This is a genomic window from Bhargavaea sp. CC-171006, assembly GCF_009761675.1.
Classification (GTDB): Bacteria; Bacillota; Bacilli; order Bacillales_A; family Planococcaceae; genus Bhargavaea; species Bhargavaea changchunensis.
Genome location: NZ_QUZH01000023.1, coordinates 212,688 through 235,360, shown reverse-complemented (window position 1 = coordinate 235,360; position 22,673 = coordinate 212,688). Strand labels below are relative to the sequence as shown.

General features: G+C 52.9%; 26 protein-coding genes and 1 riboswitch. Of the genes, 21 read left to right on the top strand and 5 right to left on the bottom strand.

Annotated features, from left to right (window positions below; genetic code table 11):
- Positions 1 to 21: 21 nt before the first annotated feature.
- Positions 22 to 354, bottom strand: a complete 333-nt coding sequence (locus DZC51_RS10845; protein WP_157295703.1) for a hypothetical protein — start codon at positions 352 to 354, stop codon at positions 22 to 24.
- A gap of 23 nt (positions 355 to 377) precedes the next feature.
- Positions 378 to 836, bottom strand: a complete 459-nt coding sequence (locus tag DZC51_RS10840) for a DUF1189 family protein (RefSeq protein WP_157295700.1) — start codon at positions 834 to 836, stop codon at positions 378 to 380.
- A gap of 287 nt (positions 837 to 1,123) precedes the next feature.
- Here DZC51_RS10840 and DZC51_RS10835 point away from each other — a divergent pair, with 287 nt between their 5' ends.
- From DZC51_RS10835 to DZC51_RS10795, 9 genes are all read left to right on the top strand, one after another.
- A complete protein-coding gene (locus DZC51_RS10835) occupies positions 1,124 to 2,755 on the top strand; it encodes a Na/Pi cotransporter family protein (protein WP_157296068.1) in 1,632 nt (543 codons plus the stop codon).
- A 27-nt stretch (positions 2,756 to 2,782) separates the two neighbouring features.
- Positions 2,783 to 3,265 (top strand): DUF456 domain-containing protein, encoded by a 483-nt coding sequence (locus tag DZC51_RS10830; RefSeq protein ID WP_157295697.1) that lies wholly within the window; start codon positions 2,783 to 2,785, stop codon positions 3,263 to 3,265.
- A 111-nt stretch (positions 3,266 to 3,376) separates the two neighbouring features.
- Positions 3,377 to 3,982 carry a superoxide dismutase gene (locus DZC51_RS10825; protein WP_092051193.1) on the top strand — a complete coding sequence of 202 codons (606 nt, stop codon included), beginning with the start codon at positions 3,377 to 3,379 and terminating at the stop codon, positions 3,980 to 3,982.
- Positions 3,983 to 4,113: 131 nt separating this feature from the next.
- The gene (locus DZC51_RS10820; RefSeq protein ID WP_157295695.1) at positions 4,114 to 6,327 is read left to right on the top strand and encodes a peptidoglycan D,D-transpeptidase FtsI family protein; all 2,214 of its coding nucleotides are present in this window, start codon (positions 4,114 to 4,116) and stop codon (positions 6,325 to 6,327) included.
- A gap of 184 nt (positions 6,328 to 6,511) precedes the next feature.
- Positions 6,512 to 6,661 (top strand): 50S ribosomal protein L33, encoded by a 150-nt coding sequence (rpmG, locus tag DZC51_RS10815; protein WP_008299952.1) that lies wholly within the window; start codon positions 6,512 to 6,514, stop codon positions 6,659 to 6,661.
- Positions 6,662 to 6,719: 58 nt separating this feature from the next.
- Positions 6,720 to 7,310, top strand: coding sequence for a 5-formyltetrahydrofolate cyclo-ligase (locus DZC51_RS10810; protein WP_157295691.1), 591 nt, complete (start codon positions 6,720 to 6,722; stop codon positions 7,308 to 7,310).
- Positions 7,294 to 7,473, top strand: coding sequence for a YqgQ family protein (locus tag DZC51_RS10805; RefSeq protein WP_157295690.1), 180 nt, complete (start codon positions 7,294 to 7,296; stop codon positions 7,471 to 7,473). The genes DZC51_RS10810 and DZC51_RS10805 overlap by 17 nt, the downstream gene beginning before the upstream one ends.
- Positions 7,474 to 7,658: 185 nt before the next feature.
- The gene (locus tag DZC51_RS10800) at positions 7,659 to 9,566 is read left to right on the top strand and encodes an LTA synthase family protein (protein WP_157295687.1); all 1,908 of its coding nucleotides are present in this window, start codon (positions 7,659 to 7,661) and stop codon (positions 9,564 to 9,566) included.
- Positions 9,567 to 9,634: 68 nt separating this feature from the next.
- Positions 9,635 to 10,714 (top strand): YqgU-like beta propeller domain-containing protein, encoded by a 1,080-nt coding sequence (locus DZC51_RS10795; protein WP_157295684.1) that lies wholly within the window; start codon positions 9,635 to 9,637, stop codon positions 10,712 to 10,714.
- 61 nt (positions 10,715 to 10,775) lie between these two features.
- Here the strand turns inward: DZC51_RS10795 and DZC51_RS10790 are convergent, their stop codons facing one another.
- A complete protein-coding gene (locus tag DZC51_RS10790) occupies positions 10,776 to 10,955 on the bottom strand; it encodes a DUF2759 domain-containing protein (RefSeq protein WP_157295682.1) in 180 nt (59 codons plus the stop codon).
- 166 nt (positions 10,956 to 11,121) lie between these two features.
- Between DZC51_RS10790 and DZC51_RS10785 the strand changes: the two genes are divergently transcribed.
- Positions 11,122 to 11,760 carry an MBL fold metallo-hydrolase gene (locus tag DZC51_RS10785; protein WP_198304105.1) on the top strand — a complete coding sequence of 213 codons (639 nt, stop codon included), beginning with the start codon at positions 11,122 to 11,124 and terminating at the stop codon, positions 11,758 to 11,760.
- 68 nt (positions 11,761 to 11,828) lie between these two features.
- Here DZC51_RS10785 and DZC51_RS10780 read toward each other — a convergent pair whose 3' ends face one another.
- A complete protein-coding gene (locus DZC51_RS10780) occupies positions 11,829 to 12,062 on the bottom strand; it encodes a DUF2626 family protein (RefSeq protein ID WP_370513689.1) in 234 nt (77 codons plus the stop codon).
- 275 nt (positions 12,063 to 12,337) lie between these two features.
- On the opposite strand from DZC51_RS10780, the gene comGA reads away from it, so the two are divergent.
- The 10 genes from comGA (at position 12,338) to gcvPB (ending at position 20,934) form a co-directional block, all read left to right on the top strand.
- A complete protein-coding gene (gene comGA, locus DZC51_RS10775) occupies positions 12,338 to 13,426 on the top strand; it encodes a competence type IV pilus ATPase ComGA (RefSeq protein WP_232524122.1) in 1,089 nt (362 codons plus the stop codon).
- On the top strand, positions 13,419 to 14,381 hold the full coding sequence (gene comGB, locus DZC51_RS10770) for a competence type IV pilus assembly protein ComGB (RefSeq protein WP_198304104.1): 963 nt from the start codon (positions 13,419 to 13,421) through the stop codon (positions 14,379 to 14,381). Before comGA ends, comGB begins: the two co-directional genes overlap by 8 nt.
- Positions 14,382 to 14,392: 11 nt before the next feature.
- Positions 14,393 to 14,710, top strand: a complete 318-nt coding sequence (gene comGC, locus DZC51_RS10765) for a competence type IV pilus major pilin ComGC (protein ID WP_157295675.1) — start codon at positions 14,393 to 14,395, stop codon at positions 14,708 to 14,710.
- Positions 14,682 to 15,137, top strand: coding sequence for a hypothetical protein (locus DZC51_RS10760; RefSeq protein ID WP_157295672.1), 456 nt, complete (start codon positions 14,682 to 14,684; stop codon positions 15,135 to 15,137). The genes comGC and DZC51_RS10760 overlap by 29 nt, the downstream gene beginning before the upstream one ends.
- Complete coding sequence (locus DZC51_RS10755) at positions 15,127 to 15,435, top strand: type II secretion system protein (RefSeq protein ID WP_157295669.1); 309 nt, start codon at positions 15,127 to 15,129, stop codon at positions 15,433 to 15,435. The genes DZC51_RS10760 and DZC51_RS10755 overlap by 11 nt, the downstream gene beginning before the upstream one ends.
- Positions 15,377 to 15,862, top strand: a complete 486-nt coding sequence (comGF, locus tag DZC51_RS10750) for a competence type IV pilus minor pilin ComGF (RefSeq protein WP_198304103.1) — start codon at positions 15,377 to 15,379, stop codon at positions 15,860 to 15,862. Before DZC51_RS10755 ends, comGF begins: the two co-directional genes overlap by 59 nt.
- 191 nt (positions 15,863 to 16,053) lie before the next feature.
- Complete coding sequence (locus DZC51_RS10745) at positions 16,054 to 16,575, top strand: shikimate kinase (RefSeq protein ID WP_157295664.1); 522 nt, start codon at positions 16,054 to 16,056, stop codon at positions 16,573 to 16,575.
- 167 nt (positions 16,576 to 16,742) lie between these two features.
- A riboswitch (glycine riboswitch) is annotated at positions 16,743 to 16,836 on the top strand.
- A gap of 140 nt (positions 16,837 to 16,976) precedes the next feature.
- Positions 16,977 to 18,086, top strand: a complete 1,110-nt coding sequence (gene gcvT, locus DZC51_RS10740; protein WP_157295661.1) for a glycine cleavage system aminomethyltransferase GcvT — start codon at positions 16,977 to 16,979, stop codon at positions 18,084 to 18,086.
- A 21-nt stretch (positions 18,087 to 18,107) separates the two neighbouring features.
- Entirely contained in the window at positions 18,108 to 19,454 is a 1,347-nt protein-coding gene (gene gcvPA / locus DZC51_RS10735; RefSeq protein WP_157295659.1) for an aminomethyl-transferring glycine dehydrogenase subunit GcvPA, read from the top strand.
- Positions 19,447 to 20,934, top strand: coding sequence for an aminomethyl-transferring glycine dehydrogenase subunit GcvPB (gene gcvPB / locus DZC51_RS10730; RefSeq protein WP_157295656.1), 1,488 nt, complete (start codon positions 19,447 to 19,449; stop codon positions 20,932 to 20,934). Before gcvPA ends, gcvPB begins: the two co-directional genes overlap by 8 nt.
- A gap of 198 nt (positions 20,935 to 21,132) precedes the next feature.
- On the opposite strand, the gene DZC51_RS10725 is transcribed toward gcvPB, so the two are convergent.
- A complete protein-coding gene (locus DZC51_RS10725) occupies positions 21,133 to 21,516 on the bottom strand; it encodes a rhodanese-like domain-containing protein (RefSeq protein WP_157295653.1) in 384 nt (127 codons plus the stop codon).
- A gap of 151 nt (positions 21,517 to 21,667) precedes the next feature.
- Here DZC51_RS10725 and DZC51_RS10720 point away from each other — a divergent pair, with 151 nt between their 5' ends.
- Positions 21,668 to 22,501: a lipoate--protein ligase family protein gene (locus tag DZC51_RS10720; RefSeq protein ID WP_157295650.1), complete on the top strand. Its 834-nt coding sequence runs from the start codon at positions 21,668 to 21,670 to the stop codon at positions 22,499 to 22,501.
- The last annotated feature ends 172 nt before the right edge of the window (positions 22,502 to 22,673 follow it).

Genomic DNA, 22,673 nt, shown 5'->3' with positions numbered 1-22,673 from the left:
AAACGGCCATGGAAACCGTGGTCATCCGCAGGAATTGCCGGTGTCTGGAGACAGGGGAAGAAAGACCGTCTCTCCTATTGCCGGCTGTTGGTTTTTCAGATGGGGATTCAGTTTGTAAAACTCGCTCAGACGGGTGAGGAGATCCATTTCATCCGGGTAAAGCGCAAATAATGAACGGACTGTGTCACCTTCAACGACAGTCACGGGTATCACATCGGGCTCTGCAGTTTCCGTGCAGCCGGTGGGGGTGTCCTCTGAATAGAAGGCAGCTTTGGAAATCGTCCCTTCCTGCAGGTCAGTTCTGATGAAATAGGAGATGATCAGGATCGCGATGGCCGCAAGGAAAATCCGCAAGAAAAAACCCCCTTTTTCACATTCTATGAACGTGCCGGGGGTTTATGCGTGACTGCTCTCTTAGCCGGTGCTTTTTTGGGATAATATCCGGCTGCCAGCCAGATATAAACGAGTGCGGCTGCCCACGACAGGGCTGTGGCAAACGGGATGATTCCGCCGAGCAGGTCATCAGCCAGAAGCAGAAGCGTCGGTACGGTGAGCGCGACGGCCGAGGTGCGCCAGAGATGCCGGTACTCGCCTCGCCGTCCGCGGATCCGGATGATGCCCATACCCGCAAGTGCAGCGATGCTCGCCTTGATGTAGAAATAGAATGTGGAGATTAGAAACTGCAGAACAAAGGCAGCCGGGTACAGGAGGGGACCAATACCCTTCAGATCTTCTGCCGGAAGCTCAGTCTCCTTCAGGATATCTCCGGAAGAGATCGAAAAACTGATGAACGACAGGACAGCTGTGATAAACACGAATACAAAAATATACTTCACGACTTTGCCGAATGGCAGAAGCCTGTAGGCGGCCAGTTTCTTTGGCTCATAAAAAGCCGAAAGGAAGAGTTGCCGGAACTTCAGATTCAGATCGATCGCCTCCCTAACCTGTTTAGTTTATCATGCATTAGGGTAGTTCTGAATGAAGAAAACGACAGTTCTATGACACAGGAGTTGCCCGATTGTTAACGTATTGTAAATTCTTTTAAGCACCTCTTTACAATCGAGGGGTCAACTACACATAATGGACAAGCATCAATTTTTGTCGAATGGGGTTGAATGAACTCGTGGAAATCAACTGGACAGAAATGATATTCCAGTTTATCGGTGGATTGGGAATTTTCCTTTTCGCCATCAACTTTATGGGTAATGCCCTTCAAAAAGCGGCAGGTGACCGGTTAAGGGACATTCTGGACCGGTTCACGACAAACCCGTTCATGGGTGTGCTGGTCGGGGTTGCCGTCACGGTCCTGATCCAATCCAGTTCCGGGACGACGGTCATTGTCGTCGGCCTCGTCAGTGCAGGTTTCATGAAACTGCGCCAGGCAATCGGCGTCATCATGGGGGCCAATATCGGGACGACTGTCACGGCCTTTATCATCGGCATCGACGTCGGTGCCTATGCGCTTCCGATCATGGGTGTCGGAGCCTTTCTTCTGTTCTTCTTCAAGAAGGACAAGGTCAAGAACCTGGGTGAAGTCGTATTCGGCTTCGGTGGCCTTTTCCTTGGCCTTGAGCTGATGAGCGGAGGCATGAAGCCGCTTCGCGAGCTTCCGTCGTTTATCGACTTGACGGTCTCCATGAGTGAGCATTCGGCTCTCGGTGTCGTCGTCGGAACGGTCTTCACACTCATCGTCCAGAGCTCAAGTGCGACAGTCGGGATTCTGCAGGGCTTGTATGCCGAGCAGCTTGTCGACCTGAAGGCTGCACTGCCGATCCTGTTCGGTGACAACATCGGTACAACGATCACCGCCGTGCTTGCATCTCTAGGTGCATCCGTCGCGGCGCGCCGCGCAGCTGCGACACACGTTCTCTTTAATGTGGTGGGAACAATCATCTTCATGATTTTCCTGGCGCCGTTTACCGCATATGTCAGCTGGCTGTCAGCCACTCTCGGACTCGAGCCGAAGATGCAGATCGCCTTTGCCCACGGATCCTTTAACGTGGCCAACACGATCATCCAGTTCCCGCTAATCGGAGCTTGGGCATACGTGGTGACAAAGCTGATTCCGGGCGAGGATGTTTCTATCGAGTTCAAGCCGAAACATCTGGACCCATCCTTTATCTCGCAGTCGCCGTCCATTGCAATCGGCCAGGCAAAGGAAGAGATTCTTCGCATGGGCGAGTATGCTGTCCGCGGCCTGAATGAGACTTACACGTATCTGAAAACAAGTGAAAAGAAACATTCAGAAACGGCATACCAACTGGAAGATGCGATCAATAACCTGGATCGGGGTATTACCGATTACCTCGTCAAGATCTCCGCGGAGCCGATCAGTGCGATCGAATCCGAGCGCCACGTTATTCTGATGGAGACGGTTCGCGACATCGAGCGGATCGGCGATCATTTCGAGAACATCATCGAACTGATCGACTATCGTGAAGCAAATCGTGTGCTGCTGACGGAAGGTGCGATGGCGGACCTTGATGAAATGTTCAGCCTGACCATCGATACGGTCAGCCGATCGCTGGAAGCACTTAATCATCATGATGCGGAAATCGCTCGTGAGGTTGCGGAAAAAGAAGACCTCATCGACAAGATGGAGCGGAAGTTCCGCAAAAAGCACATCCAGCGTCTGAATGACGGACAATGTTCGGCGCAGGCAGGTATCGTGTTCGTCGATATCGTGAGCAATCTCGAGCGGATCGGCGACCATGCTGTCAATATCGCGGAATCCATTCTGGGCCGCAACGTATAATGAAATAAGAGAAGGGGGGAGAACCAAATGGCCATCATTGCCTGGACGCTGATTATCCTGAGTTTCATCATCGCGTTCATAGGGCTGGTCTATCCGGTGATCCCCGCTTCTCTTTTTGTCTTTCTGGGATTTGTCCTGTACGGCCTGTTCTACTCGTTTGCCGAACTTCCCTGGTGGTTCTGGCTGGCCGAAATCCTTTTTGTCATTCTGCTGTTCGGGGCGGACTTTCTGGCCAACGCAGTAGGCGTCAAAAAGTTTGGCGGCACAAAGGCTGGGATGTGGGGGAGCACCATCGGCATCCTTGTCGGGCCGTTCATCATTCCGGTTGTCGGTATTCTTGCCGGACCGTTTATCGGTGCAGTTCTCGGGGAACTGCTGGTGAACCGGAAGGGTCTCAGGCAGGCCATGAGAAGCGGCCTGGGCTCGCTGATCGGATTCCTTACATCGGTCGGCGTGAAGGGTGCTATCCAGATTATCATGATTTTGCTGTTTGTCATTGTGGTGTCCTGACAAATACTTTCTTGCACCGCAATTTCGGCGGTGCTTTTTATTTGAAGCTGTGCAACAAGTTTGATAATGTGAAGGTTGTAGTCAATCAATTGAACCCGGGAGGAATGTGAAATGGCTTTTAAATTGCCGGAACTTCCATACGCATACGACGCGTTGGAGCCAAGCATCGACAAAGAAACGATGGAGATCCACCATACGAAGCACCACAACACGTATGTGACAAACCTCAACGCAGCAGTTGAAGGAACGGATCTCGCTGAAAAATCGATCGAAGATGTTCTCCGTAACTTCGATTCCGTACCGGAAGAAAAGAAAACCGCAGTCCGCAACAATGGCGGCGGCCATGCCAACCACTCGCTTTTCTGGCAGATCCTTTCGCCAAACGGCGGCGGCCAGCCATCCGGAGCACTTGCCGAAGCAATCGACAAAAAGTTCGGCAGCTTCGACAAATTCAAGGAAGAGTTCGAAACAGCTGCGAAGGGCCGCTTCGGTTCCGGCTGGGCTTGGCTTGTCGTGAACAACGGTGAAGTCGAAGTCACGTCGACTCCAAACCAGGACTCTCCTCTCATGGAAGGCAAGACGCCAGTTCTCGGTCTTGATGTCTGGGAGCACGCGTACTACCTGAAGTACCAGAACCGCCGTCCTGAATATGCATCGGCATTCTGGAACGTTGTAAACTGGGAAGAAGTTTCCAAGCGTTACGAAGAAGCGAAGTAATCATAGGCTCAGCCTCATTCCGGCTATGCCGGAAACCCCGCACACACCTCGGGCGTCCCGTTGGTGTGTGCTTTTTTTGTTGGTTTAGGTTACAATTCTCATAGAAAATTGCAAGGAAAGGGGGAAGCCGCGTGAACCGCCGCAGGCGATCCTCTAAGCAGGAGACACCAAAACAGAAACTTCGCAAGAACACCGCCTTCAGGATGAATGTCCTGTTTTTCACCATTTTCCTCCTGTTTTCCGCGCTTGTCCTCCGTCTGGGATATCTCCAGATCGTCAAAGGAGAAGACTACAAGCGGGTGATTGAGCGAACAGAGGAAATCTCCGTCAATACAAGTGTTCCCAGGGGCAGGATCTATGACCGCAATGGAGAAATTCTTGTCGGGAATGACCCGAAGAGGGCCATCACCTATACAAAAAAACAGTCTACGAAGACGGATGAAATGCTTGACGTCGCCCGAGGGCTCGCCGCGCTGATCAAGAAGGATCCGGAGGATGTCACCATGCGCGACAAAAAGGACTTCTGGATCCTCCTCAACAAAGACGAGGCATATGACCGTGTTTCCGACAAGGAGAAAAAGGCGATCAATTCGGATGATACGAAAACAAAAACCGAACGCCAGCGGGAACTGGACACCCTGGTACGTGAAAAAATCACGGAAGAGGACTTGAACTCGTTGACCGGGGAAGAGCTTGAGGTTCTTGCCATCTACCGGGAAATGACCTCCGGTTATAATTATTCGCCGCAGATCATCAAGAGCGGAGATGTGACTCCGGAAGAATACGCCAGGGTTTCCGAACGGCTCCATGAGCTGCCGGGTGTTAACACGACGACGGACTGGGAGCGGGTGAAAAACTCCGAGATGGCCATCCTCGGCAGCACCACGACACCAAAAACTGGCATTCCGAGTGAAAAGCTGAATTATTATCTTGCCCGCGGTTATTCCCGGAATGACCGTGTTGGCAGAAGTTTCATAGAGGAACAATATGAATCCGTCCTACAGGGACAAAAGACGATTGCCAAAAATATTACCGATAAGTCGGGGAACGTCATTGAGACGGTGCCGGTCCAGGAAGGGCAGCCTGGGAAGGACCTGGTCCTGAGCATCGACAGCGAGCTCCAGAAAAAAGCCGAAGAAGTCGTGAGCCGTCATGTGCTTTCCATCAAAAACGGACCGAATTCCCAGGCTTTCGACCGGATCTTCTTCGTAATGATGGACCCGAACAATGGAGAAATCCTGTCGATGGTCGGCAAGCAAGTGTACCGTGACAAGGAAACCGGAAAGTATGAAGTGTATGACCGGACATTCGGTACTTTCCAGGATGTGTATGAGGCCGGTTCGACCGTCAAGATGGCGACCATACTTGCGGGCTATGAGCACGGGGCCGCAACTGTCGGCCAGACGATGATCGATGAACCCCTTTATTTCCGGGGAACGAAGCCCAAGCGGACCCTGTTTAACCAGTATGGGCGTGTACCCGTCAATGATCTGACCGCCATCACAAGGTCTTCCAACGTCTACATGTGGAAGATTGCCATCGCACTTGGCGGCGGTACTTATGTGCGGAACGGTCCCCTTGCAATCGACACCAAGGCCATCAACCTCTTCCGGGATTCGTTTGCCGGCTTCGGTCTTGGCGTGAAAACCGGAATCGACCTTCCGAGCGAAGCCACAGGGCAGAGCCCGCCTAATCCGGATGCCAACAAAATCCTCGATTTCGCCATCGGGCAGTATGATACGTATACGACGATGCAACTTGCCCAGTACGTCGCAACGATCGCCAATGGAGGTTACCGGGTAGCGCCGCGTGTCGTGAAAGAAATCCGGGAGCCGTCACCCGATGGCAAAACCCTCGGTCCGATCGCAACGGAAGTTCCGGCAAAGTACCTGAACCGGGTCGATAACTCGGATGGCCAGATCGACCGGATGAAAGAGGCGATGTATTCCGTCTACTACAATCCCCGCGGTACGGCGTATTCGACATTCAAGGATACAAAAGGCTATAAGGCGGCCGGTAAGACGGGCACCGCCCAGCGATATTACTATGAGGCGGACCGGAAAGATCCTTGGTTCGGCAAGGCGACCGTCAACGTCTCGCATGTCGGATTTGCCCCGTACGATGATCCGGAGATTGCCTATGCGGTGCTGGCACCCAATATCTCGACAAACCCATCCGTCATCCCGCACCCGAACAATGAGATTGCCCGCGAAATGACCGACTTCTACTTCGAACTTAAAAAAGAGCGGATCAAAAGCGGGGAAGCCGGCCCCAACACAGAGGGCACACTAAAAGAATCCTCTGACGGAACCGTCATCCGGGAAGGCGAAGAAGAAGGGGAATGAGCTATGGGCCGGGATTGCCGAGCAGGCGCCCGGTCCCTGTTTTTGCCGCTGAAAAAAAGTGGGTTGACCGCATATTCTTTAGTGGACATCACCGCGCCTTGTGCTATAATGGAACAGTCGTATAAATCATGCTCACTTTACATGCTCAAACATTTCTATCCTGTATGAGTGGGAGGGGAACCGAATGCGCGTTAATGTAACTCTTGCTTGCACCGAATGCGGCGAGCGCAACTATATCACGACTAAAAACAAGCGGACCAATCCGGAACGCATTGAAATGAAAAAGTATTGCTCACGTGATAACAAACAGACTCTGCACCGCGAAACGAAGTAAGCGGATCCTGCCAAAACCGGTACCGGTTTTGGTTTTTTCATTGAAGGGGGTTTTTATCATGGATAAAAAGGCAGTCCGAAAGAACATACTCGCTACGTTGGGTTCAATAGAGCCGGCAGACCATGCAGCCCGGAGCCGGGAAGCCATCCGGCTTTTGAGGGAAGATTCCAGATATAAGGAAGCCGGCACGATCGGCGTGACCATCTCAAGGTTTCCCGAGCTTGATACCAGGCCGCTGGTAGAGGCGGCCTGGAAAGACGGCAAGCGGGTGGCCGCACCAAAATGTACGCCGTCGGACCGATCTATGCAGTTTCGTTATATTCAATCCTATAATGAGCTGGAAACCGTCTACATGGATCTGCTGGAACCAGCAGAAGACAAAACGTTGCCCGCCGGCAAAGAAGAAATCGATCTTCTGATCGTTCCGGGAGTCGCCTATTCGGAGTCCGGCTACCGTGTCGGTTTTGGCGGCGGCTATTATGACAGATATCTGTTGAGCTTTGCCGGCGACAGGGTCTCCCTCGCGTTCGAGGAGCAGTTTTGTTCGGAAGTGCCGGTGGAATCGCATGATATCCCTGTCGAAAGTATCTTCACGGACCGGCGCATGATTGACTGCCGGGGAGGGACGGCGAATGGAAACCGTCTATGATGTGATGCAGCTGCTAAAGCGTTTCGGGACATTCGTTTATACCGGAGACAGAAATGCAGACCTCATCCTCATGGAGATGGAAGTCCGCCAACTGTATGACAATGGCCTGATCACGCAGCAGCAATTCATACAGTCCCGGCTGATTCTGCGAAAAGGAAAATAATCCCGGTCCGATAACCGGGTCTATGGAAGTATTAAGAATTTATGAACTTCGGTTTACAATGAAACCATATGACGTTTACATTCGTCATAAATAGGGTACCCGGATTTGGGCAGTCATGATTTTGTCCTCATTCCATTATTTTTCCTGCCAAACCGGGAATCCGACCAGAAAGGGGTTAGCCAGACGTGGCAAATACGAAAAGGCCAAAACTCCTGTTGCTGCTTGCGATTGCAGTAGCGGCATCGTGGCTTAAAACATACATCACTTACAAAACCAGCTTTAACATGGCAATCGACAACGTGATGCAGGAATTTATCCTGTTCATCAATCCGCTCTGCTTCCTGCTCTTCATTTACGGTTTCTCCATGTACATGAGGACATGGAAAGGGACCGTTAGATATCTTCTGATTTCAAGCACGATCATGACGATCGTTTTGTATGCGAACGTTGTATTCTACAGATTCTACAGTGATTTCATCACACTTCCGGTACTGTTCCAGACAAATAACTTCGGAGACCTCGGATCTTCCGTGCTGTCAAGCCTGAGAATCCATGACCCGCTTTATTTCGCGGATATCCTGATCATCTGGTACGCCGCGAAAAAGCTGGGCGAACCTGCAGTCAAGTCGGCGGTCCGTCCGATGTTCCGCAGACTTTACTTTGTGGGCACCGCGGCACTGCTTGTACTGAACCTCGGTCTTGCCGAGACAGAACGCCCGCAGCTTCTCACTCGCAGCTTTGACCGGGAACTGCTCGTGAAGAACCTGGGGATGTACAATTATCACCTCTATGACATTTACATTCAGACCAAGTCCCATGCACAGCGGGCGCTGGCTGATGGCACCGAACTGACCGAGATTGAAAACTATACATCCGCCAACCACGCTGCACCGGATCCCGAAATGTTCGGTGTGGCAGAAGGCAGAAATGTCATCGTCATCTCGATGGAGTCTCTGCAGTCGTTCGTGATCAACAACGATATGAACGGACATGAGGTCACGCCATTCCTGAACAGCCTGACCCAAGACAAGGATACCTTCTATTTCCCGAACTTCTACCATCAGACCGGTCTGGGAAAGACATCTGATTCCGAGTTCATCGTGGAGAACTCATTATATCCGCTGAGCGGCGGAGCGGTGTTCTTTACAAACGGCGGAAACACATTCAACTCGATGGCTGAAAAACTCGGGGACAACGGCTACTATACAAACGTCATGCACCCGAACGGCAAAAGCTTCTGGAACCGCGACATGATGTATCAGGCGCTTGAGGTGGATCATTTCTACGACATCGAGAGCTATACGATCGGTGAAGGAGATTCGGTCAACTGGGGAATGAAAGACGTTCCATTCTTCGAACAGTCTGCAGACCTGATGACGGAAATGCCGCAGCCGTTCTATTCCCGGATGATCACACTCACGAACCACTATCCATTCACACTTGATGAAGAGGACAAGATCATTCCGGAATATGACTCGAACTCGAAAACGCTGAACCGCTATTTCCAGACGGTCCGCTACATGGACGAAGCCCTTAAGAGCTTCTTTGACGACCTGAAGGAAAAAGGGCTCTATGACAACTCCATCATCGTCATGTACGGGGACCACTATGGCATCTCAGAAAACCATAACAAGGCAATGAGCACGTATCTCGGTGAAGAGGTAACACCGCTTGTTTCTGCAGAACTTCAGAAAGTGCCGATGTTCATCCATATCCCCGGATATGGGGAAGGGGAGACCCTTGAAACCCTTGCGGGACAGATCGATCTCCGGCCGACCCTACTGCATCTGATGGGAATCGATACGAAGGAAGACCTGCAATTCGGCACAGACATATTCTCGCCGGAGCACGATGAATTCGTCATCTTCCGTGATGGCCGCTTTATCACTCCGGACAACATCTATGCCGGAGAAGTGTGTTATGACCTTTCCACCAGGGAAGAGGCAGAGGATCCGGCTGCCTGCGAAGAGGAAATGCAGAAAGTACAGCAGGAGCTGAAGTATTCGGATATGATCATCAACGGCGACTTGCTGAGATTTTATAGAAACCAGCCGGTTTCCGGGCAGGAAGTAGAACTGCGCGAAGCCGAATGACCGGAAGCCTGTGCGGAACCAAAGCCGCACAGGCTTTTTTACATAATGATAGGAACGGGGGGCTTGGGGTGAAGAAAACCTGGATGCTTGCAGCTGTGCTCGCAATGGTGTTGGCAGCAGCCGGCTGTGCTCCCGGAGAAGAGACGCAACCGGAACAGGATGAAGCTCCTGCTGGTTCAGATCAGCCTGAAGAAGTTCCCGGGATCAGCCCTGATATCGGAGAGGAACCGCAAGTCATGGGCTTTGACGCGGAAGGCAGGATTCTGGCCGTCTCTTCCGGAGAAGCCGGGGGTTCCGTCTTGTATGCCGTCATGCCGGAAACAGGCACTGCAGAAGAGATTGTGCGGACTGAACTCATGATCACAGAGGCGGAAAGCCATAAGTCCGGCCGGCTGTTGCTGAGGCTTGATTCCGGAGAGGGGGAAGCACGTCTCAGGCTGGTCGGTGAAGACATGGCCGAAAAAGACTTGATCGTAGAATCCCATGATATTGCGTGGTCCTGGAATCCCGACGACTGGACCCAACTGTACATAACTGCATTTGATGAAAACTGGGACTTTGAGGTATATCTGGCCGATGCATCATCCGGATCGCTTGAGGCCGTAGAAGATGCCGGACCTTTCCCGGTGTGGACGGAGGCCGGCGGGGTCATTGAAATTCTCGATGACGGCAACCTCGAAGACGGAGGTACTCTCGTGGACGGAGGCGGATCTGTAATCTCGGAGAACGTGCTGGAGTTTTCAACGGACGGCACGATGTTCGTCATAGCCAAAGCCGTGACAGGTGGCGGCATCGATTATTTGATCGGAAACGGCAGTGGAGAGTGGCTGCAGGTGTTCAACCTTCCCGCCGGAGATCAGTGGCTCGGTCTTCTCCCTGCCAAAATTGAACCTGCCGGACCCGGAAGGTTTGCCACCCTGTTGCCCGCAGAGACGGATGCAATGGAGGGGGTCACAGCGTGGCAGCCGGCAGTGATATCGACACGGGGCATCCGAAAGGCATCGGCGGTGGTCGAATCACCGGTATTGACCTGTTCTCCCGAGGCCTCCGCCTGCCTGACCGGTGCGATGGGTGAGAGGATTTTCGACACGGCTGACGGGACGGTAGTCAACTGGATGGAACAACTAAAAGGCGATTCCGGAGAATAAACCGGAATCGCCTTTTCAAAAAGAGAAAGGGCCGGCATGATCTGCCGGCCCTTTTGGGGTATCAGTGTAGTTTTGGCGGGTAACCCTGGAAAGTGATCGTCAGGACGACAAAGGCCCCAAATACGACGAATGCAACCAGGTTGAAAAGGATGCTCAGGATATTCCGTTCCTTGAATGCCTGGACTGTTCCGATAGCCGCAAAGATCGCGATAAGTCCGAAAATAACCATCAATAAGTTCATCGGTGACACTCCTTCTGACAATGAGTCCGATAATGATTCAAATCCTGTATAAACTCCTCTTCTATTGTAATGAAAGTACCCACATTTGTCGAGCGTTATTCGTGTCGAATCTTTGAACACTGGTTGATATGCCGCATGCTATAATGGGCACGGGGTGATTCGACAAATGATCAAATTTCACAGTTATCCGCTTGGCCCGCTGCAGACGAACTGCTATATCGCCGAGGCGGACACCGGTGAGTGCCTGATTTTCGATCCCGGAGAGGAAGCCGGGAAACTGATCGGTGAAATCGAAAAACTGCAATTGCGTCCTTCTGCTATTTTGCTGACCCATGCCCACTTCGACCATATCGGTGCGGTGGAAGCCATCCGGACCCGCTTTGGCATACCGGTCCATCTTCATTCAGAAGAGCAGGACTGGCTGGGCGATCCTATGCTGAACGGCTCCGGCCGGTATGCGGACCTGCCGGATATCCGGACTGCCGCGCCGGACCGGCTGATCAGTGAAGATGGCGAAAAAACGGAAGGTCCCTTCCGTTTCAGAACGTTGCATGTTCCCGGCCACTCTCCAGGCAGCGTCGCGTTCTACTTTGAAGGAGAAGGGATTCTGGTCGGAGGCGATGCATTGTTCCGCATGAGCATCGGCAGGACCGATCTGCCTGGCGGTGACCATGAAACGCTTCTGGACTCAATCCGTCAAAAACTGCTTCCGCTGCCTGAAGAAACCACTGTCCTGCCCGGGCACATGGGTCCGACAACGATCGGTGATGAGAAGCGGAGGAACCCTTTTCTGACCGGGATGTAACGACTCTGAGAAAAGAAGAGCAAATAAAAAACAGCCGTTGAGGCTGTTTTTTATGTACCGCTTTTCAATTAATGTCCTGCTCCTGGTACGTGAATGAAGTTGGTATAGTAGCTGAATCCGACCATGAAGACCATCAAGTATGCGCCGAAAAGATATAAGTACATGCGTTCAGTCAACTTCAGGTAACCGAAAAGAATGAAGAATCCGGTGCTGGCCAACATGAGCAATGATGGGGTCATCATGTCTCCGACATAGAACATGACCGCGAAAATTCCTGTCCAGAAGCCGCAAAGCTTGAACATATTATCCACGCGTGTTCCCTCCTTTACAACGGTGCCATAATCATCTCCCATTCATTATATAGTGTTTGCCAGCAGGGTGCAAACTGATTCCGTAATAGAGATTGTGACAAAAAGTTGTCCGAGTTAGTCCGGCAAAATCGGAATTTGGCGCGTTTTCGTGTGTAAATTTCAAAAACAGCATCAGAAATAGGCTCATTTTGCAAAGTCAGCGAGTTGACTACCAACGGGTATTTCTCCACCTTATACTCGAGGTGACAGGGAAGTGCGGTCCTTCCTTGTCAATCTACTTGGCAGGGAGGCGGCGGACGATAGAGAACTTCATCGAACAGAAAGCCGTGGAACTCCTTGGCCGGGCGCTCGGGGAGGGGGCGACGGACCTTCACCTGAATCCGTCCGGCCGGACATACGAAATCCAGCACAGGAAAGGGAGGGGGATTATTACGGCAGCAGAAATTCCGGTGGATCTGGGGGAGCGGATCATCTCCTTTTACAAGTATCTGTCTTCGCTCGATATAGGCGAGAGGAGAAAACCCCAGAGCGGCGCTTTCTCGCTGAATTTCGGAAAAGCCCGATATTCATTCAGGATTTCGACACTGCCGTCTGTGAATCTGAGGGAAAGCGCTGCGATCCGTTTCCAGCCGCACGAGGAGGCTTTGCCGGTCGGGAAGCTGACCGATGACCGGGAGGCGGCCTCGCTGCTGCTTGAAGCGGCCGGCATGCGACAGGGCATGATCTTTTTTACCGGGCCGACAGGGAGCGGCAAGACCACCACAATGTATTCTGTGACCCGGCATTGTGCAGAGGAACTGGGCAGGCATGTCATCTCCCTAGAGGATCCGGTTGAGCGGAGTCAGCCGCACCTGCTCCAGATCCAGGTGAACGAGCGGGCAGGGATCACCTATTCTGCAGGGTTGAAAGCGATTCTGCGACATTCGCCGGATGTGATCATGATCGGAGAAATAAGGGACTCGGATACCGCAAAGGTTGCAGTACAGGCCGCGCTGACCGGTCATCTTGTCGTGGCGACTGTACACTCCCGAGACACATCCGGCAGTTTGTTCAGGATGACGGAATTCGGCATCCAGCTGGAAGAGCTCAGACAGACGGTGGCCATGATCTGCGCACAAAGGCTCTGGGAAGGAGATGGCCACAGAAAAGCTCATTTTGAGATCCTGCACGGAGAACTGCTTGCGGAAGCTTTCCGGGCGATCAGGGAAGGGGAACCGTTTGTCATGCCGGAGAACCTGACACTTGAACGGAAGGAGGAGATGCGACTTGGCGCAGCCTTTTATACGGCGGCGAGCCAAGCACAGGCTCCATCAGCCGGAACGATTCCTTTCGCGGGCCGCAGGACTGATGGATGAGGGATATACCTTCCACGATTCCGTCCGCATGCTCCTGCCCCATCATCTCGACAATCCGGCAGTGGCCGAGCAGGTGCTGGATCAGAATCTCCGTTCTGGTGAAGGTCCGGACATCATTCTGAATAACATCGGATTCTCGTCCTCACTCCTGTTGCCGGTCGGAATTGCCGTCAGCCACGGCAATCTGCCTGCTGCCCTCCGGTCGGTGTCGGATCGCCTGAGGCGCAGGGGGAGAACGTTGGAGAAACTTAAGAAGGCAACTTTGTATCCGGCTGTGCTCTTCTGTTTCGTCTCACTTCTTTTCATCCTGTTCAGGACATTGTTCATGCCGAACATGGAAAAGATGCTGGCCGGAAGGGGGGGGGAAGGTGAGGCGGTGGCCCTGTCGGCATTCCTGCTAAGAATACCCGATTTCCTGGCAGGAACCGTTTGCATACTGACGGCAGCGGCAGGTTTTGCTTATCTGATGTGGTCGAGAAAATCCGCTGAGGTGAAGCTGCGGGCCATTCTTGCAGTCCCTCTCCTGTCGAGATGGGTCCGGATGGGACATACCTCGGTATTTGCCCGTGAAATGGGGACGCTTCTCGGGGGAGGAATCCCGCTCCAGCAGGCTATCGGGATTCTTGCAGGACAGGATAAGCGCTCCATGCTCGCTTTTATGACAAGGACAGCGGGCAACCGGATCCTCATGGGGGATCCTCTCCATGAAGCTGTCCGTCAAGCCGGCGGATTCATGCCGGATTTTCCGTCTTTCATCCGGCACGGGGAAGAGGGCGGCCATCTTCCCAGGGAAATGCTTGTCTACAGTGAATTGATGGATGAGAAAATCGGTGAAGAATCGGAAAAGCTGATAGCCGTCATTCAGCCATTATTGTTCGGAATTCTTGCGGTATGCATCATGGGTGCCTATCTTGCCCTGATGCTGCCGGTCTACAGTATGGTCGACCTACAATAAAGGGGGTACTTATGCTTAGGCGAATCAGAAACCAAGCGGGCTTCACACTGATTGAAATGATGATTGTCCTTCTCGTGATTTCGGTCCTGATCCTTCTGGCCATCCCGAATGTCACCAAGCGGGCCGCTGAAATAGATGAAACCGGCTGCGAAGCTCTTGAGCAAATGGTCGAAGGCCAGGTCCAGGCATACAAACTGAAAAACAAAGAAAATCCGGCTACGGCTGCAGCGCTGATACCGGACTACCTTGAAAGTGAGAATGACCTTAAATGCTCGGACGGGAGGTCAATTGTTGTAAACAATGGCGCTGTCAGTATTACGAACCCTTAACTGGTCACGCGGGTTCACATTCACCGAGATGCTCCTTGTTCTTGCAGTCGCAATGGCCGTTACTGGCGTCGGATACGCGGCATCCTCTTCAAAAGCCCTTCATGACAAGGAGCCGATCCCTTTTGAGGTGCAGTTAAAACATGATATCCAGGCAATCCAGCTGCATGCCGTCGCACATGGAGAATACACGAAAATCGTTTTCCCTCCTGATGGCACCTATGTGGCTTCAAAGGCCGGATCTTCCGTCCTGTTCACCCGCCGGTTGCCCGAAGGCGTTTCTTTGTCGGATTACAGCACTCTGAAACAGGTGGAATTCACCGGCATAGGATCGGCAAGAGCCTTTGGTACCCTGAACTTCCAAACACCTGAAGGCAGCACTAAAGTGATTGTCAATATCGGGAAGGGGAGAGTCACGATTGACCGGTGAGCGGGGTTTTTCATTTCCGGAGTCCCTCCTGGCATTGCTGATCGTCTATGTGATATTCACCTCTCTGCTGCCTTTAACCAACCGGATGACGATCATCCTGGAAGAACAGAAACTCGCAGCACAGGCCGCTTCTGTGGCATCCGATGCTTTGGATGAGCATTTCCTGACCGGGGAAGTGGAGGGATCGAGGGGGATCGGGAATGTGATATTTGACTGGCGTATGCAGGGAGGGGGGATCTGTGTTTCATACAAGGCAACCTCGGGCTGGCAGTCACGATGCTACGAGCCGGGCAAGTGAGGGAGGATATACATTCATTGAGGCATTACTCCAGCTGTTGATCCTTTCCGTGTTTTTTATCCTGTTTGCAGGATTCTTCAGGTATTCTGCTGTCCTGGTCCATGATGTCGGCGATCCTTCCTCCGTGGAATGGGAATTGTTCAGATATGAGCTGGCTGATTACCTTAAAAACGTGGACGGCGTGCAGATTACGGAGAGGGGAAGCAAACTACTTGTCGTCAGTGGCGGTAAAAGGACCGAAATCGGTCACTATGCGAAAAATTCGATGATACGCAAGAGGGTGAATGACGAGGGGCACGAACCGATGCTGACCGGCGTGCGATCCGTCAGTTTCACGGAATCGGGAAATCAGCTCTCCATCAGAGTCGCTTTTAATGATGGGACCGAAAGGGGGACGATCCACCATTTTCTTCCGGCCGGGGAATGAAGCAGGCGGAATCCTTCCCGCCGCGCTTTTGCTCCTTTTCTTTGTTTCCGGCTTCGTTCTTCTTGTCACAAATGCCTATTTGGCACAAATGCAGGCTTTTACGTTATTGGAATCTTCCCACGCTCGTGATACGATTAGAAAAATCGAGTCGTATTTTAGCGAAGCGGAACCGCTCTTAGGCAGGTGGGAAGATGAAAAAGGTATACCTGATCGGCTACATGGGGTCCGGGAAGTCGGCGATCGGGAAGCGGCTGAGCTACGCGCTTCGCCTCCCGTATTACGATATGGACAGGGAGATCGAGAAGCAGGCGGGCATGAAAATTCCGCAGATTTTTGAACAATACGGCGAGGAGCACTTCCGCCAGATGGAAACGGACTTTCTGCGGGATTTCCGTGACGAGTGGTGCATCATCTCGACGGGCGGAGGGACGCCCATGCGTCCTGAAAACCGGGAACTTCTCCGACAAACCGGCCTTGTCCTGTTCCTCAATGCCCCGTTTTTTGAAATCTGGAGACGAATCAAGACCGATAAAAACCGGCCGATCGTCCAGCGTTCGACACGCGAGGAACTGCAGAAGCTCTACAACGAGCGCAAAAAGGTCTATAAAAAGACCGCCCATATCACCGTCAATACGAAGGGGCGCAGCCTCCGCCAAGCCACTGATTATGCCGCCAGGCAGGTCAGACGGCTGAAAGGCAGAGAAAAGCGCTGAATAAGTGCCGGAATCCGAACTTTTTTGGATTCCGGTTTTCGCTTTGTTCGCTTTTGGATTTGATTTTGAAAAGATATTGCCTTTCTAAAAATTCAATGTTAGGATATAGGCAAAGCGGCACAGTCATCGCTTGAACTACAGCTGAATAACCGGCATCTGCCGGGCGGATGAATGTACGGGGAGAGAACGCACAAGTGCGTCGCCGAAGGAGCAAGTAACGGGTGTTATGAATCTCTCAGGCAAAAAGACTCGTACAGGACGCATCTCTGGAGAGCGCCGGACCAGCCGGCCACCAACGAGGAAAACCGAGCAGGAAAACTTTCAGGTGACAGGACAGAGGACCCGATTAACAGGGTCTCTCTGTCCTTTTTTACATCTGGATGAAACGGAGGAGAAGTGCAATGGCGGAAACAACCTTGCAGCGCACCCCGCTCTATGACCTTTACGCAGGTCACGGTGGGAAAACAATCGACTTTGGGGGATGGGATCTTCCTGTCCAGTTTTCCGGTATCAAGTCGGAACATGAAGCGGTACGAAACAGTGCTGGCCTATTCGACGTATCCCACATGGGAGAAGTTCTTGTCGAAGGTAAGGACAGCACCGCATTCCTGCAGAAACTCATGACAAATGATGTTTCTAAGCTCACTGACGGGCGCGCACAATATACGATCATGTGCAACGAACAGGGTGGCACGATTGATGACTTGCTGATCTACAAAATGTCCGATGACAAGTATTTTCTTGTTGTCAACGCAGCCAACACCGAAAAAGATGTGAAGTGGATGAAACAGCATGCCGAAGGTGATGTCAGCGTCACAGATGTATCGGCTGATTATGCACTTCTGGCTCTGCAGGGTCCGAAAGCGGAAGCAGTTCTCTCCAGGCTGACGGATGAGCCGCTTGCGGACATCAGGTTCTTCCGTTTCAAAGAGGATGTCAGCATTTCCGGACATAAGGCGCTTGTATCGCGCACAGGCTACACCGGAGAAGACGGCTTTGAGATTTATACGTCACCGGAATCCGCCCGTTCTCTTTGGGAAGCGATTCTGAAAGAAGGGGAAAAAGACGGCGTGGTGCCTGCAGGTCTCGGCGCCCGTGACACTCTTCGCTTTGAAGCGGGCCTTCCGCTGTACGGTCAGGAAATGGATGAGGAAATCTCTCCGCTCGAGGCCGGACTCGGATTCGCTGTAAAACTCGGAAAAGAAGCCGACTTCATCGGCAAGGAAGCACTTGTCAGCCAAAAAGAAGCTGGTGTCCCACGCAAGATAGCAGGCATCCGCATGATTGACAAGGGCATCCCGCGTACGGGATACGCTGTCTACAAAGATGAAGAGAAAATCGGCGAAGTCACTACCGGCACCCAGTCCCCGACGCTTGGGCTGAACATCGGCAACATCCTGGTCGGCTCCGAACATGCTGTTTTGGGCAAGGAAGTCGAAGTGGAAGTCCGCAAAAAACGCCTCAAGGCTGAAATTGTCGAAACCCCGTTTTATAAGCGTGCGAAATCCTAAATCAGAAAGAGGTCCAGAATGATGAAGCACCGTTATTTGCCGATGACAGAATCGGACAAGAAACAAATGCTTGATGAGATCGGCGTCGCATCCATCGACGAACTGTTCAGTGACATACCTGAGAAGGTCCGCTTTGACCGCCTATACGATCTGAAACCCGCGCTGTCCGAAACAGATCTTCTGAAAGAGCTTTCCGCTCTTGCCGGCCAAAATGCCGACAGCAACTCCCATGCATCCTTCCTCGGGGCAGGCGTCTATGATCATTACAAGCCGGTCATCGTCGACCATGTCATTTCCCGTTCTGAGTTCTATACGGCCTATACGCCGTACCAGCCGGAATTCTCGCAGGGAGAACTTCAGGCAATATTTGAATTCCAGTCGATGATCTGCGAGCTGACTGGAATGGACATTGCGAACTCTTCCATGTATGACGGGGGCACTTCGCTTGCAGAGGCGGGCATGCTTGCGGCTGGCCATACACGCCGGAAAAAGCTTCTGATCTCGGAAGCAGTCCATCCGGAGTACCGGGATGTCGTAAGAACTTATGCACTCGGCCAGTCAATCGAGGTCAAGGAGATTCCTCTGAAGGATGGCCAGACGGATTACGATGCACTCCGCAGCATGATCGACGGCGATACTGCCGGGGTCATGGTCCAGTATCCAAACTTCTTCGGCCAGATCGAGAATATCCGGGAAGCAGCGGATATTGCCCATGACAACAAGTCGCTGTTCATCGTTTCCTCGAATCCGCTCGCGCTTGCTGTCCTGACGCCTCCGGGCAAACTTGGCGCCGATATCACAGTCGGTGATGCACAGCCGTTCGGGATTCCTGAAGCCTTCGGCGGTCCGCACTGCGGATATTTCGCCGTCACCAATAAACTCATGCGCAAGGTTCCCGGCCGTCTGGTCGGCGAGACAAACGACGAGGAAGGCCGCCGCGGCTACGTCCTGACACTTCAGGCACGAGAACAGCACATCCGCCGCGACAAGGCGACATCGAACATCTGCTCAAACCAGGCGCTGAATGCACTGGCCGCATCCGTCGCCATGTCGGCGCTAGGCAAGCAGGGGGTCCGTGAGATGGCCCTGCAGAACATCTCGAAAACGCAGTATGCCATCCGTGCATTTAAGGAAGCGGGCTACGAGGTCCTGTTCGGCGGCGCTAGCTTCAACGAGTTTGTCGTGAAGAGCAAAGAACCGGTAGCCGACCTGAACCGACGCCTGCTTGATGCCGGAATCATCGGCGGATATCACCTCGGACTGACATACCCTGAACTGGAAGGCCACGTACTTATCGCGGTGACCGAACAGCGGACGAAACAAGAAATCGATGCACTTGTGCAGGAAATGGAGGCCATCCATGCATAAAGAGAACCAGCCGCTCATTTTTGAAATCAGCAAAGAGGGCCGGATCGGATATAGCCTTCCGGAACTCGATGTTCCGGAGACCGATCTTTCCGCCCTTCTTCCGGAGGGGCTTCTCCGTGAAGAGCCTGCAGAACTCCCGGAAGCATCCGAACTGGATATCATGCGTCACTATACGGCGCTTTCAAAGCGGAACCACGGCGTTGACTCAGGCTTCTACCCGCTCGGCTCTTGTACGATGAAGTACAACCCGAAGATCAACGAAGCCGTTGCCCGCCTTTCCGGCTTCGCAAATGTCCATCCGCTTCAGGAGGAGTCGTCTGTCCAGGGCGCAATGGGACTCATGTACGACCTTCAGGAACACTTGGTCGAAATTACCGGCATGGATGAAGTGACGCTCCAGTCCGCTGCAGGTGCGCACGGCGAATGGACGGCACTCATGATGATCCGCGCCTTCCACCAGGCAAACGGAGACCACAACCGCACGAAAGTCATCATTCCTGACTCCGCCCACGGGACCAACCCGGCTTCCGCGACGGTGGCCGGCCTTGAAACAATCACGGTCAAGTCCGACGAAAACGGACTTGTGGACATCGAGGACCTGAAGCGTGTGGCCGGGGAAGACACGGCTGCTCTCATGCTCACCAACCCGAACACGCTCGGCCTGTTCGAGGAGAACATTCTTGAAATGGCGGAAATCGTCCACGGTGTAGGCGGCAAACTTTATTATGACGGCGCCAACCTGAATGCCATCATGGGCAAGGTCCGTCCGGGGGACATGGGCTTCGATGCCGTCCACCTGAACCTCCACAAGACGTTCACTGGGCCTCACGGCGGCGGCGGTCCGGGATCCGGCCCGGTCGGCGTCAAGAAGGAACTGATTCCGTTCCTGCCGAAACCGGTCCTCGTGAAGAAAGACGATGCATTCACATTCGACTATGACCGTCCGCAGGCGATCGGCCGGATCAAGCCGTTCTATGGCAACTTCGGAATCAACGTGCGTGCGTATGCGTACATCCGCTCGATGGGCGCGGAAGGCCTGAAGCTTGTATCGGAATATGCAGTGCTGAATGCCAACTATATGATGCGCCGCCTTGCGCCGCACTTCGACCTGCCGTATGACCGCCACTGCAAGCATGAATTCGTGCTGAGCGGACGCCGCCAGAAGCAGCTGGGCGTCCGCACGCTCGATATCGCCAAGCGTCTGCTTGATTTCGGATTCCACCCGCCGACCATCTACTTCCCGCTCAACGTCGAGGAAGGCATGATGATCGAGCCGACTGAAACAGAGTCCAAGGAAACACTTGATGCATTCATCGATGCGATGATCCAGATTGCACGCGAGACGGAAGAGAATCCTGAAATCGTCCAGGAAGCGCCTCACACGACTGTCGTGAGCCGACTTGACGAGACTCAGGCCGCCCGGAAGCCTGTGCTGAAATTCAGCCGTCCGGAAGCTTCAGAACCAGTAGCCGTCAACTGACAAGTCATATTGAAAAGGCCCGCCATGACTGGGGGCCTTTTCTCAGTCTGCGGACAAAGGGAGTGCTTGATCCTTTGTCTGCAGTTTTTTCTTTTGCCGGGCAATCCCGGGAATGACGATATCGGTACACTCCATGGCATTCCTGTGACAAAACCAAACGCCGCCATGCAGGCATCCCTGCATGGCGGCGTATTGATGTTACTTTTTCGTTTTGACTTTGCCGGTCCATTGGCGGAACCCGCCTGTCAGCATGTGAAGCTGCCCGTAACCGCGTTTTTTCAGGTAAAGCGCGGCGCGGCCGCTCCTGGATCCGTTCTGGTCGTACAGATAAACCGGCTTGTCCGGGCGGATCTCCTTGTATCGCTGTGAGAACTGCGTGAACGGAATGTTGCGGGCGCCCAATATATGACCCGCATCAAAGTCCTTCTGCTCCCGTACATCGATCAGCTGGGCTTTCCGGTAGCCTGCGATAAACTCCTCCTGGCTGAGGGCAGTCACTGCCTTGCGGGTCCGGAGCAGAGTTACGAGCATGTAGATGATCAATCCGAAAAGGATCGCGGAAATAATATAAAGTGATTCCAAGTCCAAATTCCCCTTTCTCTCTCCCTAAGATTATAAAAGAACTCGCGCGGTTCGTCCACGGCCGGACAAAATATCGGCTTATCCGTTAATAAGGGACAGGGGATTATGATAAACTAAATCCATTGTGTTTTTTTGAAAGGGGCTGTCGGGAATGACAGAAAAATGGATGTTCATCAACTCCGGACCGCAGAGGGCGTCCTACAATATGGCGATGGACGACGCGCTTCTCGAACTTCACTCAAAAGGCCTGATTCCGCCCGTTGTCCGCTTCTATGAATGGAGTCCGGCGACACTCTCAATCGGCTATTTCCAGAAGGCGGCGGAAGCCGTCGACCTTGAGAAAGTAAGGGAGATGGGCCTCGGGTTTGTCAGGCGGCCTACGGGAGGACGTGCGGTGCTTCATGACCGTGAACTGACCTATAGCATCATCGTATCGGAATCCCACCCTGACATGCCGGAAACGGTGACTGAAGCATACCGGGTCATCAGTGCGGGACTGCTCGAAGGCTTCCGGAATCTCGGTCTTCAGGCGGAGTTCGCCGTTCCGGCCTCGCGTGAAGAGCGTGACGCACTGAAACAGCCGAAAAGCGCAGTCTGCTTTGATGCACCCAGCTGGTATGAACTGGTCGTCGAGGGCAGGAAAGCAGCGGGCAGTGCCCAGACCCGGCAGAAAGGCGTGATCTTGCAGCACGGTGCCATCCCGGTATCGATGGACTTGGATAAACTGGTCTCCGTTTTCCACTTCCCGACTGAAGACCACCGGCGGAGAATGAAAGAAAAGCTGGCGAAAAAGGCGGTATCGATCGAGGAACTGTCCGGCCGCCATATGGAAATGGCCGAAGTGACAGACGCGTTCCGTTCCGGGTTTGAGCAAGCACTTGATGTCGAGCTGATCAAAAAGGATCCCGACAAGGAAATTCTGGAACTTGTCCGACGGCTGGAAGAGGAGAAGTATTCGAACGACTCATGGAACTTCAAAAAGTGAATCAGGGACTTTCCGATCATTTTTGTTTTTCCCGTTTTGTGTCGAAACCGGTCGAACCCAGCAGCCCCATGACATTGGCGTCTATCCGGAAATGTCAAGGCGAAATTTAGGTTCTTGATACCGAGTTTCAACATGTAGTAGAGTTGGGAAGTACATACTACTAGATATAGTA